Annotated in this window: 15 protein-coding genes; 6 read left to right on the top strand and 9 right to left on the bottom strand. The window is 72.0% G+C overall.

Annotated features, from left to right (window positions below; translation table 11 throughout):
• The first annotated feature begins 11 nt into the window (after positions 1 to 11).
• Both IM767_RS09740 and IM767_RS09735 read left to right on the top strand, forming a co-directional pair.
• Positions 12 to 992, top strand: a complete 981-nt coding sequence (locus tag IM767_RS09740) for a DMT family transporter (RefSeq protein ID WP_239453268.1) — start codon at positions 12 to 14, stop codon at positions 990 to 992.
• 47 nt (positions 993 to 1,039) lie between these two features.
• Positions 1,040 to 1,507, top strand: coding sequence for a GNAT family N-acetyltransferase (locus tag IM767_RS09735; RefSeq protein ID WP_109210171.1), 468 nt, complete (start codon positions 1,040 to 1,042; stop codon positions 1,505 to 1,507).
• Between the two features lie 29 nt (positions 1,508 to 1,536).
• On the opposite strand, the gene ispD is transcribed toward IM767_RS09735, so the two are convergent.
• Positions 1,537 to 2,739, bottom strand: a complete 1,203-nt coding sequence (gene ispD, locus IM767_RS09730) for a 2-C-methyl-D-erythritol 4-phosphate cytidylyltransferase (protein WP_109210170.1) — start codon at positions 2,737 to 2,739, stop codon at positions 1,537 to 1,539.
• Positions 2,740 to 2,859: 120 nt separating this feature from the next.
• On the bottom strand, positions 2,860 to 3,342 hold the full coding sequence (locus tag IM767_RS09725) for a CarD family transcriptional regulator (protein ID WP_045298114.1): 483 nt from the start codon (positions 3,340 to 3,342) through the stop codon (positions 2,860 to 2,862).
• A gap of 270 nt (positions 3,343 to 3,612) precedes the next feature.
• On the opposite strand from IM767_RS09725, the gene IM767_RS09720 reads away from it, so the two are divergent.
• Entirely contained in the window at positions 3,613 to 4,050 is a 438-nt protein-coding gene (locus IM767_RS09720; protein WP_109210169.1) for a DNA modification methylase, read from the top strand.
• A 98-nt stretch (positions 4,051 to 4,148) separates the two neighbouring features.
• On the opposite strand, the gene IM767_RS09715 is transcribed toward IM767_RS09720, so the two are convergent.
• On the bottom strand, positions 4,149 to 4,832 hold the full coding sequence (locus IM767_RS09715; RefSeq protein ID WP_109210168.1) for a response regulator transcription factor: 684 nt from the start codon (positions 4,830 to 4,832) through the stop codon (positions 4,149 to 4,151).
• The gene (locus tag IM767_RS09710; protein ID WP_339327393.1) at positions 4,829 to 6,631 is read right to left on the bottom strand and encodes a sensor histidine kinase; all 1,803 of its coding nucleotides are present in this window, start codon (positions 6,629 to 6,631) and stop codon (positions 4,829 to 4,831) included. The genes IM767_RS09715 and IM767_RS09710 overlap by 4 nt, the downstream gene beginning before the upstream one ends.
• A gap of 165 nt (positions 6,632 to 6,796) precedes the next feature.
• Between IM767_RS09710 and phoU the strand changes: the two genes are divergently transcribed.
• Positions 6,797 to 7,477: a phosphate signaling complex protein PhoU gene (phoU, locus tag IM767_RS09705; protein WP_109210167.1), complete on the top strand. Its 681-nt coding sequence runs from the start codon at positions 6,797 to 6,799 to the stop codon at positions 7,475 to 7,477.
• A gap of 94 nt (positions 7,478 to 7,571) precedes the next feature.
• Here phoU and IM767_RS09700 read toward each other — a convergent pair whose 3' ends face one another.
• Positions 7,572 to 8,321 (bottom strand): phosphoglyceromutase, encoded by a 750-nt coding sequence (locus tag IM767_RS09700; RefSeq protein WP_109210166.1) that lies wholly within the window; start codon positions 8,319 to 8,321, stop codon positions 7,572 to 7,574.
• Positions 8,322 to 8,403: 82 nt separating this feature from the next.
• Between IM767_RS09700 and IM767_RS09695 the strand changes: the two genes are divergently transcribed.
• The gene (locus IM767_RS09695; RefSeq protein WP_109210165.1) at positions 8,404 to 9,222 is read left to right on the top strand and encodes a class I SAM-dependent methyltransferase; all 819 of its coding nucleotides are present in this window, start codon (positions 8,404 to 8,406) and stop codon (positions 9,220 to 9,222) included.
• A gap of 6 nt (positions 9,223 to 9,228) precedes the next feature.
• Here IM767_RS09695 and IM767_RS09690 read toward each other — a convergent pair whose 3' ends face one another.
• The 4 genes from IM767_RS09690 to IM767_RS09675 form a co-directional block, all read right to left on the bottom strand.
• Positions 9,229 to 10,341: an FUSC family protein gene (locus IM767_RS09690; RefSeq protein WP_162564263.1), complete on the bottom strand. Its 1,113-nt coding sequence runs from the start codon at positions 10,339 to 10,341 to the stop codon at positions 9,229 to 9,231.
• 11 nt (positions 10,342 to 10,352) lie between these two features.
• On the bottom strand, positions 10,353 to 11,459 hold the full coding sequence (ygfZ, locus tag IM767_RS09685) for a CAF17-like 4Fe-4S cluster assembly/insertion protein YgfZ (RefSeq protein ID WP_109210164.1): 1,107 nt from the start codon (positions 11,457 to 11,459) through the stop codon (positions 10,353 to 10,355).
• Positions 11,459 to 12,061, bottom strand: a complete 603-nt coding sequence (locus tag IM767_RS09680; protein ID WP_109210163.1) for a heme-binding beta-barrel domain-containing protein — start codon at positions 12,059 to 12,061, stop codon at positions 11,459 to 11,461. Before IM767_RS09680 ends, ygfZ begins: the two co-directional genes overlap by 1 nt.
• A 168-nt stretch (positions 12,062 to 12,229) precedes the next feature.
• Positions 12,230 to 12,520 (bottom strand): hypothetical protein, encoded by a 291-nt coding sequence (locus tag IM767_RS09675; RefSeq protein ID WP_109210363.1) that lies wholly within the window; start codon positions 12,518 to 12,520, stop codon positions 12,230 to 12,232.
• Between the two features lie 140 nt (positions 12,521 to 12,660).
• Here IM767_RS09675 and IM767_RS09670 point away from each other — a divergent pair, with 140 nt between their 5' ends.
• Positions 12,661 to 13,359 carry a response regulator transcription factor gene (locus IM767_RS09670; RefSeq protein WP_109210162.1) on the top strand — a complete coding sequence of 233 codons (699 nt, stop codon included), beginning with the start codon at positions 12,661 to 12,663 and terminating at the stop codon, positions 13,357 to 13,359.
• Positions 13,360 to 13,370 lie beyond the last annotated feature (11 nt).

Raw genomic sequence — 13,370 nt, 5'->3', positions numbered from 1 at the left:
ACCACGCCGCGGTGCTGCGCCGACTTCGGTATAAACGGATGGTGCACGTGCTCGCCGTCCTCGCCGCCGCCGTGCTCTTCGGCACCACCGGAACATCGCAAGCGCTCGGGCCCGACGGCACCACGCCGCTCTCGATCGGCGTCATGCGCATGGTCCTGGGCGGAACGGGGCTCGCGGTCATCGCGTTCGCGCTGGCCGCGCGCCACGCCCGCCGTCACCCTCGCCCGGGCGCGCCGACCCTCCGCTCGCTCAGTCCCTCGCGGGGCGGCATCCGTCCCCTCGCATTGATGGTCCTCACCGGCGTCTGCATCTCTGTGTACCAGCCGCTCTTCTTCCTCGGCACCGGCCGCAACGGCGTCGCGGTCGGCACGGTGGTCGCGCTCGGCTCCGCGCCGATCCTCGCGGGCCTGCTGGAATGGGCGCTGACGCGACGGATGCCGACCCCGACGTGGATGGCCGCCACCGCGCTCGCGACGATCGGTGTGGTGCTGCTGGGATTCGGCGGCGAGGCGGGCGCGGGCGGCGGCACCGACCCGGTCGGTCTCCTCGGCTCCGTCGGCGCCGGCGCCTCGTTCGCCGTGATCGCCAACGCCCAGCGGCGTCTGCTCGACGACGGCTGGGATCCGTTCACCGTCGTCGGCGCCATGGGGGCGAGCTCGGCGGCGATCTGCGCGTTCGCGCTGCCGTTCGTCGATCTCTCGTGGCTGAGCACGACGCCGGGCCTGGTCATGGCGCTGTGGCTCGGACTGGCGACCATCTCGATCGCCTACGTGCTGTTCACGTGGGGGCTCAGCGGGCTGACCGCCGCCACCGCCGCCACACTCACGCTCGGTGAGCCGCTCACCGCGAGCGTGCTCGGCATCGTCGTGCTCGGCGAGCGGCTTTCGGCGCTGGCGGTCGTGGGGCTCATCGTGCTCGCGGCCGGGCTCGCACTCCTGGCATGGGGTTCGCGCACTCCGCGCGATCCGGTGCCTTACGCCGTCGAGGCCTGATCCGCCGAAACACCGCCGCAATCCGCGCGTGCCACACTGGGCCCGACATGCAGCGCACCATCGAGATCCGCACCGACGACCTGAGCGGCGAGGCCACCCGTGGCCTCATCGCCCTTCACCTCGCCGGCATGCACGACACCTCCCCTCCCGAGAGCGTGCACGCACTCGGCCTCGAGGCGCTCCGGCACCCGTCGCTGACGGTGTGGTCGGCGTGGGTCGACGGCGAGCTCGCGGGAGTCGGGGCGCTCAAGGCTCTGGACGGCGACCGCGGCGAGATCAAGTCGATGCGCGTGGACCACCGGTTCCGGGGCTCGGGGGTCGGACGGGCGCTGCTGCGACACATCGTGGAGGACGCGCGCCGGCGCGGCATGTCGAGCCTGTGGCTCGAGACGGGCACCACCGCCGACTTCGCCCCCGCGCAGCGACTCTACGAGAGCGAGGGGTTCGCGGTGTGCGGGCCCTTCGAGGACTACGTGCTCGACCCGTTCTCGGTGTTCATGACGCGCTCGCTCTGACGCGCCCGCCCATCCGCCGGTTTGGGCGGTCACGCGGGGACGACCACCGCCACCGCGAAGGCGGACACGCCCTCACCGTGCCCCGTGAAGCCCAGGCCGTCGGTCGTGGTCGCCGAGACCGACACGGCCGCGCCGCCGAGCGCCGCCGACAGCGCCCGCTCGGCCTCCTGGCGGCGCGCCGCGAACCGGGGCCGGTTCGCCTGGACCTGCACCGAGACGTTGCCGACACGCCAGCCGGCCTCCCCGAGAAGGGCGACGGTGCGGGTGAGGAACGCGTCGGCGTGTGCCCCGGCGTATTCGGGATGGTCCGTGCCGAAGTGCGTGCCGATGTCGCCGAGGCCGGCGGCGGCCAGCAGCGCATCCACGATGGCGTGGGCGACGGCATCGCCGTCGGAGTGCCCCGACAGCGGCGTCTCTCCGGGCCATTCGAGTCCGGCGAGCCACAACGTGCCCTCGCCGCCGAACGCGTGGACGTCCGTCCCGATGCCGACCCGCGGAACCACCGGCGCGTGCTCGAGGTGGGCGGCCGTGTGAGCCAGCGGCGCGGCGACCAGGTGGCGGGCTCGTTCGAGGTCGGCCGCGGTCGTGATCTTGAAGGAGAGCGGATGCCCCGCCACCGCCGCCACCGCGTGACCCGCTTCGGCGACCAGGGCGGCGTCGTCGGTGAAGTCCCGGGCGGCAGCCGCATATGCCGCATCGAGCACGTCGCGCCGGAAGCCCTGCGGGGTCTGGGCCGCTGCCAGCTCGGAACGGTCGACGGCGGCGACGATCTCGGCTCCGGAGACGCGCTTGATGGTGTCGATGACGGGCAGCACGGGAATCGCGCCGGAGGCGCCGCCGTCGATCGCCGCGATGACCCGCTCGAAGACCTCGGGCGGCGTCAGCGACCGCGCGGCATCGTGCACGAGCACGACCTCCACGTCGGCCCACAGCGCATCCAGTCCCGCGGCCACGGACGCCTGGCGGGTGTCGCCGCCCGCGACGACCGATACGAGATCGCGGCGGGTGCCCGCCGCGGCCAGCGCCTCGCTCAGCGCGTCGCCCTCACGACCGGCCGGCGCGACGATGACGACCTGGGCGACGGGAGCGGCGAACACCCCCACCAGCGCGTGGCGGAGGATGCTGTGCCCGTCGATCCCCACGAAGGCCTTCGGGCCGCCGGCGCCCAGCCGTGTGCCGGAACCGGCTGCCACGACGACGATGCCGACACGGGGCACGGGAGTGATGCTCACCGGATCACGCTACCGCGATCGGCGCCGGGCGCCGGGCGCGGTGCGAACCCTCGCGTGCACGGCGCGAAGCCGGGGCACACAGCAGAACGGCGCCCCGCAGGGCGCCGTTCTGAAAGAGTCTCAGCTCGCGAGGACCTCGTCGAGGAGGACGCTCGCCTTCTCTTCGTCGGTCTTCTCGGCGAGGGCGAGCTCGGAGATCAGGATCTGCTTCGCCTTGGCGAGCATCCGCTTCTCTCCGGCCGAGAGGCCGCGGTCCTGATCGCGGCGCCAGAGGTCGCGGACGACCTCGCTGACCTTGATGACGTCACCGGAGGCGAGCTTCTCGAGGTTCGCCTTGTAGCGGCGCGACCAGTTGGTCGGCTCCTCTGTGAAGGGAGCGCGCAACACCTCGAAGACCTTGTCGAGGCCCTCCTTGCCGATGACATCGCGTACGCCGACCAGGTCGACGTTCTCTGCGGGGACTTCGATGATGAGATCACCCTGCGTGACGTTGAGCTTCAGGTACTTCTTCGTCTCGCCCTTGATGATCCGGTCTTTGACCTCGATGATCGTAGCCGCCCCGTGGTGGGGGTAGACGACCGTCTCGCCAACCTCAAAAAGCATGGAGTTATGTCCTTTCGGCAACCTCCAGGATACCACAGGAGAAATACGCTAAGGTTCTCCGCCCTCCGACGCGCGGCCGTCTCATCGCCCGCGCGGCATCGCCGCGGGCGGTGCTCCGCGACGCCCAGGGCGAGCCCCTAGAATGCTGGAGAACCGTCATCCGTCTTTGGAGGATCCGTGATCTCGATACACCGCCGCAGCGATTCTTCGCAGGGACGTTCCGCGGCGGCACGCGCTCCGAGGAGCCGTCGGCTGATCGCGTCGCTGGCCATGGGCGGAGCGCTCGTCCTCGCCGCCACGGGCTGCAGCATGATCTCCCCGCAGGCGACCACGATCGAGTACTCGGCGGCCGAGGGCACCAACGTCTACGACTCGGGTCCCGTGCAGGTGCGCAACGCGCAGATCGTCGCCAACGAGGACGGCTCGGAGGGCAACTTCGTCGCCGCGCTGATCAACGAGACCGACGAGTCGCAGACGCTCAACATCGAGTTCGGCGAAGGCGGCCCGTCGCTGACGGTGCGGGTTCCCGCCGGCACCACGGTGAGCCCCGGCACCGACGAGGAGGAGCCGATCCTCATCGAGGATCTCGACGCCCTTCCCGGCACCGACATCACGGCGTTCTTCCAGTCCGGCGATGCCGAGGGCGAACTGGCATCGGTGCCGGTCCTCGACGGCTCCCTGGACTATCTCGCTCCGCTCGCGCCCTGAGCGCGATCGCACGACCGAAAGAGGGCGCCCCCGGTGGGGCGCCCTCTTCGGCGTGAGGCGGGGTCGCGAGCGGTCAGCCCTCGAACCGGTACGAGCGGTCAGCCCTCGAACCGGTAGCCCAGTCCCCGCACGGTGACGAGCATCTCGGGCGAGCCGGGGTTCCGCTCGATGCGCGAGCGGATGCGCTTGATGTGCACGTCGAGCGTCTTGGTGTCGCCGAAGTAGTCGCTCCCCCACACCCGGTCGATGAGCTGGCCCCTGGTCAGGACCCGGCCGGCGTTGCGCATCAGCACTTCGAGGAGTTCGAATTCCTTGAGCGGCATGTTGATCTCGCCGCCTTCGACCGCCACGGTGTGCCGGTCGATGTCGAGCACCACACGACCGCCCTCGAGAACCCGGTCCTCCAGGTCGGCGTCGATCTGCGAGAAGCGGCGGAGCACCGCCCGCATGCGGGCCAGGAGCTCGCGAGCCGAGTAGGGCTTCGTGACGTAGTCGTCGGCGCCCAGCTCCAGCCCCACCACGATGTCGACCTCGGAGTCCTTCGCGGTCAGCATGATGATCGGGACCGCCGAGGTCGCACGGATCTGGCGGCACACCTCGGTGCCCGGCATCCCGGGGAGCATCAGGTCGAGCAGCACGATGTCGGCTCCGCGCTCACGGAACGCCAGGAGCGCGGTCGGACCGTCTTCCGCGATCTCCACCTCATAGCCCTCACGACGCAAGAGGTAGGCGAGCGGGTCGGCGAGGTCTGGCTCGTCCTCGACGATCAGGACGCGGGTCATGCGGTGTCTCCATTCGGCACGGGAGCGGGCTTCTTGACAGCGGGATCGGCGGACGTTGGGGCCGGAGACCGGGGCGTACGGGTCTTCCGCACAGCGGCAACCTGGGCGGCTGCCGCCGAGGTGCGCTCCGCGTCCGGCGCGGAGCGCTCGGCCTCGGGTGCGGCGGGCGCAGCAGCGATCGGCGCAGCCTGCCGGGCCTCGCCGGCCCGCGGCCCGGTCTCGATCGCGACCGGAGCCGCTTCCGGGCGCGCGGCGGGCACGGTCTCGTTGACCGGCATGGTCTGGGCCTGCGCGACGGTCGACTCGGGATGAGTGGCCGGCGCCGCGTCGCTCGCGGCAGGGCCCGACTTCGCGCGGGTGGCCCGCGGCTTGGACGCTGCGGAGGCCTTCGGGGCTGCTGAGGCCTTCGTCGCCACGGAGTCCTTCGGAGCCACGGAGTCCTTCGGCGTCACGGAGGCCTTCGGGGTTGCAGAGGCCTTCGGGGCTGCTGAGGCCTTCGGCGCCACGGAGTCCTTCGGCGCCACGGCGGCGCCCTTCCCCGCCCGTCCCCGCGCGCCCGACGGGGCCGGCGCGGCGGCGACGGCGGACCCGGCCGCGGCCGTGTCGACGGTGGCGGACGCGCGCTTCTTCTTGCGCCCGCGCTTGGGCGCGGCGTCGATCTCGGGCGCATCGATCTGCGGGAGCCGGATCGTGAAGGTCGAGCCGCGGCCGGGCCGCGACCACAGTCGCACCTCGCCGCCGTGGCGCTGCACCGCATGCTTGACGATCGACAGGCCGAGGCCGCTGCCGCCGGTGCGGCGCGCGCGGGCGGGGTCGGAGCGGTAGAAGCGCTCGAACACGCGATCCTGCTCGCCCTCGGCGATGCCGATCCCGCGATCGGTGATGGTGATCTCGACGATGCGGTCGGCCGCCCTCACGCCGACGCCGACGCCCGAGCCGCGCGGCGAGTACGCGATGGCGTTCGCGATGAGATTGCCCACGGCCTCGCTCAGCACCTGGGCGTCGCCGTGCACGTAGAGGCCGCGCGAACCCCCGCGCGTGACCTCGACGCCGGCCGAGTCCGCCTGGATCGCGTGCGCGTCCAGCGCGGAGGCGACGACCTCGTCGACCGACACGTCCTGCTGGGGCAGCTCGTCGGACGCCTGGAGACGCGAGAGGTTCATGATGCGCGCCGTCAGGAGGGCGAGGCGGGAGGCCTCGGCCTGCAGGCGCGTGGCGAAGATCCGCACCTGCGGCGGGTCGTCGGCGGCGGACTCGATCGCTTCGGCGAGAAGGCTCACCGCGCCGACCGGCGTCTTCAGCTCGTGACTGGTGTTGGCGACGAAGTCGCGGCGCATCTCCTCGACGCGCTCCCGCTCGGTGATGTCGCGGAGGACCAGGAGCGTCAGGCGCGGCGAGATGCGGGACGCACGCACGGCGACCAGCCGGGGCTCGGCCGGCGGCGCGCCGCGGCGCAGCCGCATCGTCTCGGTCGCGCTCGTCTCGGTCACCACGGAGTCGCTCGTGCGGACGCGGCGGGCGAGGGTGCGCAGCTCGTCGGTCGGCAGCGTGCCGCCCTCGATGAGGTCGAACGCGGCGGCCGCCGACGATGCCGCCAGCACCGTGAAGGACGCGTCGACCACCAGCGCCGCGTCGTCCATGCCGTGGAGGACGCCGCGCACGCCGTCGGGGATCTCGACCGACATGGAGGCGTGCGCGCGATCGCGCGCCCGCATCGCCGCGACGACGACGGCGGAGATCGAACCACCGATGAAGATCCCCGCGAGGAGGGCGAGCAGCGCGAGCTGCGTCGTGTCCATGTCACCAGCGTACGGGCACGCCGACCGGCCGATCGGACCGGATCCGCCGGGGCGATGCAGGCGCCCGGTACTGTTCACCACGGCGGCACCATCCGTTAACCTTCCCTGGCGACAATCGCCGGGGCGCAGGCGAAGCCTCCCCGAAAACAGGAAAGGTGCACCCGAATGCGCGAAGTCTTCCACCAGTCCCTCGAGGACGTGCAGGGGCGACTCGTCGAGATCGCCGAGCTCGTTACCGTCGCCATCGACAAGGCGACGCGTGCGTTCGGCACGAGCGACGTCTCGCTGGCGGAGGAGGTCATCGAGGCCGACGCGGTCATCGACGAGAAGGCGGTCGAGCTCGACGAGCTCGCGATCGAGATCCTCGCTCGTCAGCAGCCGGTCGCCCGCGACCTGCGCATCGTCGTGAGCGCCCTGCGCATGAGCGCGTCGCTCGAGCGCATGGGCGACATCGCCGAGCACATCGCTCAGCTCACCCGTATGCGCTTCCCCGAGCGGGCCATCCCCAAGGGCCTGAAGTCGACATTCCTCAAGATGGGCGAGCTCGACGTCGAAGCCGCTCGCCAGCTCACTGAGCTGCTGCGCACGCAGGACGGCGACCTCATCGACGAGATCCGCAACGCCGACGACAAGCTCGACGAGCTGCACGTGTCGGTGTTCGAGAAGGTCCTCAGCGACAGCTGGCAGGGCGACCCGTCCGCCACCGTCGACGCGACGCTCGCCAGCCGCTACCACGAGCGCTTCGGCGACCACGCGGTGTCGGTCGCCAAGAAGGTCGCCTATCTCTCGACCGGCGACTGGACGACCAGCACCGACACGATCGACGTCGTCGCACCCACGGCCTAGCAGCCTGCACGGCGCACGCTCGTGGGATCGGGCGACGTGCGAATGAGAAGAGCGGATGCCTCGGGGGGAGGCATCCGCTCTTCTGTGCTGTCCGTCAGGCCTTGCCCTGGTTCGCGACCGCGGCTGCGCCGGCGGCGGCGGCCTCGGGGTCGAGGTACTCCCCCTCGCCGATCGGCTTGAGGTCCTCGTCGAGGCGGTAGACCAGCGGGATGCCGGTGGGGATGTTGAGCTCGGCGATGTCGGCGTCGCTGATGCCGTCGAGGTGCTTCACCAGTCCGCGCAGCGAGTTGCCGTGCGCGGTGACGAGCACCGTCTTGCCCGCCTTGAGGTCGGGGACGATGTCGCTGTGCCAGTACGGCAGCATGCGGTCGATGACGATCTTGAGCGACTCGGTGTCGGGCACCTCGCCGTCGATGCCCACGTAGCGCGGGTCGCCGACCTGGCTGTACTGGTCGTCGGCCGGCAGCGGCGGCGGCGGCACGTCGAACGAGCGACGCCACAGCATGAACTGCTCGTTGCCGAACTCCTCGAGCGTCTGGGCCTTGTCCTTGCCCTGCAGCGCGCCGTAGTGGCGCTCGTTGAGGCGCCACGAGCGCTTCACCGGGATCCACAGGCGGTCCGCGGCGTCCAGGGCGATGTCGGCGGTCTGGATGGCACGGCTGAGCACGGACGTGTGCAGCACGTCGGGGAGGATCCCCGACTCGGCGAGCAGCTCGCCGCCGCGCTGGGCCTCGGCCTTGCCCTGTTCGGTGAGACGGACGTCGACCCAGCCGGTGAACTGGTTGGTCTTGTTCCACTCGCTCTGGCCGTGTCGGAGGAGGATCAGCGTATAGGGCGCGGTCATGCGCCCCATGATATCGGCGCAGGGGTGCCGCTCCCGGCGACGTGTCGGCCGGGGCAGGGCGACCGGCTGGCATCATGGGGGGATGGCGCGCGGACCCGTGGGGCAGATCACGCGCGGCACCACGGGGACGAACCGGCTGCGGCGCGTGGACCGGTGGATCGCGCGGCACCCGGCTCTGCGGCGCGCGGCCGACCCGCTCGTGGTGGATCTCGGCTACGGCGCGAGCGGCGTCACCGCCCTCGAGCTGTATGCGCGTCTCGCGCGAGCGCGACCCGACGTCGAGGTGCTGGGTCTGGAGATCGATCCGGCCCGCGTCGCGCGCGCCCGCGCCCAGCTGGACCTCGTGAGAGCGGGCGGAACGACGTTCGCCCCGGATGCGGCGGTGTCGTTCGCCCGCGGCGGCTTCGAGGTGCCCGTGCCCGACGGACGGCGGGCCGCGGTCGTCCGGGCCTTCAACGTGCTGCGGCAGTACGACGAGGCCGAGGTCGCCGGCGCCTGGGCGAGCATGGCCGCGCGCCTTGCTCCGGAGGGTCTCCTCGTCGAGGGCACGTGCGATGAGATCGGCCGGATCGCGACGTGGGTCGCGATGGGGACGGATGCCGCGCCCCGCACGCTCACGGTGTCGCTGCGGCTCGCCGGGCTGCAGCATCCGTCCGTCGCCGCAGAGCGGCTCCCCAAGGCCCTCATCCATCACAACGTCCCCGGCGAGCGGGTCCACGCGTTCCTGGGTGCCCTCGACACCGAGTGGGAGCGCGCCGCGAGCGTCTCGCCGTTCGGCCCGGTCCATCGGTGGCGCACGGCGCTGTCGGCCCTCGTCGCCGGCGGGTGGCCCGTGCTCGAGCGGTCGCGGTGGCGGCTGGGCGAGGTCACGGTGCCGTGGGAGGCCGTCGCGCCGCGGTAGCGCCGCCTACACGCGGGGAAGCACCGCGCGGGCCTCGGCCGAGGGCATGCCGGTCGCGGTGAGCAGATCCACCGCGAGGGGCCGCAGCGCCGTGATGAGGTTCTGCTCGCCCTGCGAGCCGTCAGGAAGGATCTGCGCCGGATCCAGTCGCACCGCCACCGCGCGGACCGCCTCGCGGGCCGCCGGCTGCAGCGCGATGTCGTCGAGGCTGTCGCCCACCAGGGCTGCGGCCCGCATGAGCTCGGCGAGGAGCTCGGCGGGCACCGGCCGGCGCTGCCCGTCGTCGCAGAGGTACACGGCGCGGCGCGCCACCACGCGCAGATTGCGCGTGGCGAAGTCCATGGACTGCAGCACGGCGTGATGGCGGCGCAGCTCGGCGCGCTGCGGGCGGAGCCACGGCGAGAAGCCGGCGACCGCCAGCCCCGAGTCCAGCGAGGCTCGCCATTCGTCGATGCGCGGCCCGATCGCGCGCGCCTTGTCGAGCCCGCGCGCCGCACGTATCGCGTCGCCGCGACGCAGCGCCTGCACGATCGTGCGGGCCGCGGCGTCCGCCTCGGCGAACACGGCGTGCCCGTCGCGCGCCTCCTCGCGGCGCGGATTGCGCGGGATGAGCGCGGTCACCACGAGGGCGGCGACACCGCCGATGATGCCGTCGATCAGGCGGACGAAGGGCTGCGTCGCGGGCAGCGACATCACGATCGACGCCTGGATCCCCGCCATGATCGCGAAGGGCGGGTAAGGCGACAGGAAGCGGGCGACCAGCAGCGTGACGCCCAGGGCGAGCGCCAGCTGCCACCAACCGGGGCCGACGACCACGACGAACCCCTCGGCGACGAGGATGCCGACGAGCATGCCCACCACGGTCTCGAGCACGCGGCGAGGTCGCGCATCGCGCACCAATCCGAGGCTCGAGATCGTCACCGTCGCTGCCAGCAGCGGCGCCGGATGCCCGACCACATAGTGCGCGAACGCCCACGCCGCGGTGGCCGCGACGGTGATCTGCAGGATCGCGATGGCCGAACCGCGCGTACGCGACAGCTGCGGGCGCAGGTCCAGGCGGGCGCGCCAGCCGGTCGGCACGACCTGGGTGACCGCGGCGGTGTCGCCGTCGCCGCTCACCGCCGCCGCTCCTATTGCGCCGCCGCGCGGCGCGACAGCCGAGTGATGCGGGGGACGTTCGCCGTCGCCCCGGCGTCAGGGGGCACCACGACCTCTTGCGCCGCCGCGACCGGGCCGTCCGCGGTGTCGACCGTCAGCGCGCCGTCGACCGGGGTCGTGCGGCGCAGCACGGCCAGCGCGATCGGACCCTCCTCGTAGTGGAGCGCCGCCGAGGTCACGATCCCCACCTCGGTGTCGCCGAGACGCACCGGCGCGCCGTGCTCGGGCAGCACGCTGCCCGAGCCGTCGAGCTGAAGCGCCACCAGTCGCCGCGGAGGGTGGCCGAGATTGTGGACCTTGGCGATGGTCTCCTGGCCGCGGTAGCAGCCCTTGTCGAGGTGCACGGCCGTGCGCAGCCAATCCAGCTCGTGCGGAAGCACGCGCTCGTCGACGTCCGCCGCCCACCGCGGCCGCCACGCCGCCACGCGCAGGGCCTCGACCGCGGTCAGTCCGGCGAGCTCGAGGTCGCCGCGGGTGGCGGCATCCGCGATCCGCCGCTCCTCGTCGCGCGTGACGATGGCCTCGGCCCAGTCGCGCTCGGCACCCGGGTGCGGGTCGACGACGGCGTAGGCATGGCCACCTGGCGTCACATCCGGCCACGGGTCCTGCCACACCAGCGGCATCCCGGAGGGCGCGGCCGGCGACACCTTCTCGAGCGCAGCGGCCGTGCCGCCGACGACGGCGTACTCCTCGTCGGCGATGCGCGGGTCCACGCGCAGGCGGAAGCGCATCTTGCGAAGCCAGTCGTAGAGGCCAGCGGCGTCAGCGCGATCGGCGATGAGCCAGGTCGTCTCGCCGTCGTCGACGACGGATGCCGCGTGCTCGACGTGTCCTTGCGGATCGAGGATCAGCAGCTCCGTGCCCACGCCCGGCGCGAGACGGGAGAGGGCCTGCGACGACAGCGAGTCCAGCCAGGTCAGGCGGTCCTCGCCCGGCACGGCGATGACGGCGCGATCGGCACGGGGAGCGATGGCGGCGCCGGAGGCGAGCCGGCGCTGCTCGACCAGCGGGTTGCCGACGTGCTGCAGACCCGTCTCATCGACCACTGCGCCCGGAACGGCGGCGAAGGCGTCAGTCATCACTCCACCCGCGCAAGACGTGCGGAGGCATGGGCGGCCAGCTCGTAGCCGAGTGCGGCGATGTCCCACGCCCACAGCAGGTGGCCGTCGACGAGTCCGTACATGCGCGTCGCGGCGGCGTATGACTTCGCGCCGGCGGGCCGTACGACCGCGTCTGTCGCGATGTCGATGCGGGGGCCCTTGATCTGCCCGAGGTAGAGCTCGCTCACGCCGTCGGCGTGCACGAGCACCGCCTCGAGGTCGAAGCCTCCGTCGGCGTTGCGTAGCAGCTCGATGTCGTCCGCGCTGCGCGCGACGGGCGCCGCGATCGGGGGAAGGAGCCCGGGCCCGGCATCGCCGTCGGTCGCCGGGATCGCGAGCCGCCAGTAGCCGAGCTCGGCGACCAGGCGCGTGCGCTGGGCGGAGTCGTCGGCGTCGTGCAGCCACGCGTCGGCGGAGTAGTTCAGATAGCCGCCGCCGTCATGGCTGAAGCTGACGCGATGCGTGAACTCGCCCGTGTAGGCGCCGTCGCCGTAGTCGATGACGCCCGTGCCCTCCCAGACGCCGATGAGCCACGAGAGCGGGACGAGCTCCGAAGGAAGGTCGGTCGGGATGTCGAGCACGACGCGTCCGGTCAGCGCTGGCCGCGGTAGAGGTTCCAGACGACGGCCCCCGAGACGAAGACGATCGCGAGCGACGCCAGACCGAGCAGGCCCACGAAGAACAGTTCGAGCGCGACGAGATCCATGCAGCCAGTCTAGTCGAGGAGCCGTCGCCTGCGCCGCGCGGCGCTAGCCGGGAACGAGCGAGGCGAGTCCGAAACCGAGGCTGATGACGCCCATCACCAGCGCCGCGCCGAGCACGCTCGCCGCGACCCGCTCGGTGAAACCCTGCGAACGGCCGGACCAGAGCTGCACCGCGAACGCCGCGATGAGGCATCCGCCCAATCCGACGCCCAGCCACGCCGCACGCCAGTCCGGCGTCGCGAAGACACCGACCACGATCGCGATCAGCGCCGCGAGCACCCACACGGCGACGATGCCGCCGAAAGTGCGACGCGGGGCGAGTTCTGGCACGGCCACGCGTCCCATCTTCCCCCATCGGCTCCCGCGCCGCACCCGCTGTCATGGCCGCGCGCGGACGTCACGCGAACCGACTGCCTGTCCCCCACGCCCTACACTGGGGTTCGCGGCGCGCCCCCACGCGCCGGGAAGGCGATCCATTGGCACAGCTCCTGGTTCTCAGTTCCACCCACGGAGGCGGTCCCGTCCTGCCCTCGCTCGAACTGCTGAGCCACCGCGTGCGCCAGATCCCCGCCGAACCCGCCCAGCTGGTCAACGCCCCCAGCGCCGACATCATCTTCGTCGATGCCCGCGTCGACCTGGTCGGCGCGAAGTCGCTGTGCAAGATCCTCAACACGACGGGACTGGACGCGCCGCTCCTGCTCATCGTGACGGAGGGAGGACTGACCGCCGTCTCCCCCGACTGGGGCATCGACGACGTCATCCTCTTCACCGCCGGCCCCGCAGAGGTCGACGCCCGCATCCGTCTGGCCGTCGGACGGCAGTCCGCCGAGCAGGTCTCGACCCGCATCCAGACCTCGGGCATCACGATCGACGAATCGTCGTATTCGGCGAAGGTGCACGGCCGCCCGCTGGACCTCACCTATAAGGAGTTCCAGCTCCTGCACTTCTTCGCCACCCACCCGTCGCGCGTGTTCACGCGGGAGCAGCTGCTCAGCGAGGTGTGGGGATACGACTACTTCGGCGGCACCCGCACCGTCGACGTGCACGTGCGACGCCTGCGCGCCAAGCTCGGCGACATGGAGCAGCTGATCGGCACGGTCCGCAACGTCGGCTATCGCTTCAACGTGTACGAGGACGAGCCCGAACCGGCCCCGCGCGAGCGCACTGACGCATAGCGAGCGCCGTG

Source organism: Microbacterium ureisolvens, assembly GCF_015278315.1.
Taxonomy (GTDB): Bacteria; Actinomycetota; Actinomycetes; order Actinomycetales; family Microbacteriaceae; genus Microbacterium; species Microbacterium ureisolvens.
The sequence above is the reverse complement of the archived record's forward strand: the minus strand, read 5'-3'. Positions and strand labels throughout refer to the sequence as shown.

Excerpts from the sequence above, each read along its gene's own strand:
- IM767_RS09695 (WP_109210165.1), top strand. The coding sequence starts at position 8,404 with ATGGCGCGCGGACCCGTGGGGCAGATCACGCGCGGCACCACGGGGACG.
- IM767_RS09710 (WP_339327393.1), bottom strand. The coding sequence starts at position 6,631 with ATGGACACGACGCAGCTCGCGCTGCTCGCCCTCCTCGCGGGGATCTTC.
- IM767_RS09720 (WP_109210169.1), top strand. The coding sequence starts at position 3,613 with ATGGGCGGAGCGCTCGTCCTCGCCGCCACGGGCTGCAGCATGATCTCC.
- IM767_RS09715 (WP_109210168.1), bottom strand. The coding sequence starts at position 4,832 with ATGACCCGCGTCCTGATCGTCGAGGACGAGCCAGACCTCGCCGACCCG.
- ygfZ (WP_109210164.1), bottom strand. The coding sequence starts at position 11,459 with ATGACTGACGCCTTCGCCGCCGTTCCGGGCGCAGTGGTCGATGAGACG.
- phoU (WP_109210167.1), top strand. The coding sequence starts at position 6,797 with ATGCGCGAAGTCTTCCACCAGTCCCTCGAGGACGTGCAGGGGCGACTC.
- IM767_RS09700 (WP_109210166.1), bottom strand. The coding sequence starts at position 8,321 with ATGACCGCGCCCTATACGCTGATCCTCCTCCGACACGGCCAGAGCGAG.
- IM767_RS09725 (WP_045298114.1), bottom strand. The coding sequence starts at position 3,342 with ATGCTTTTTGAGGTTGGCGAGACGGTCGTCTACCCCCACCACGGGGCG.
- IM767_RS09735 (WP_109210171.1), top strand. The coding sequence starts at position 1,040 with ATGCAGCGCACCATCGAGATCCGCACCGACGACCTGAGCGGCGAGGCC.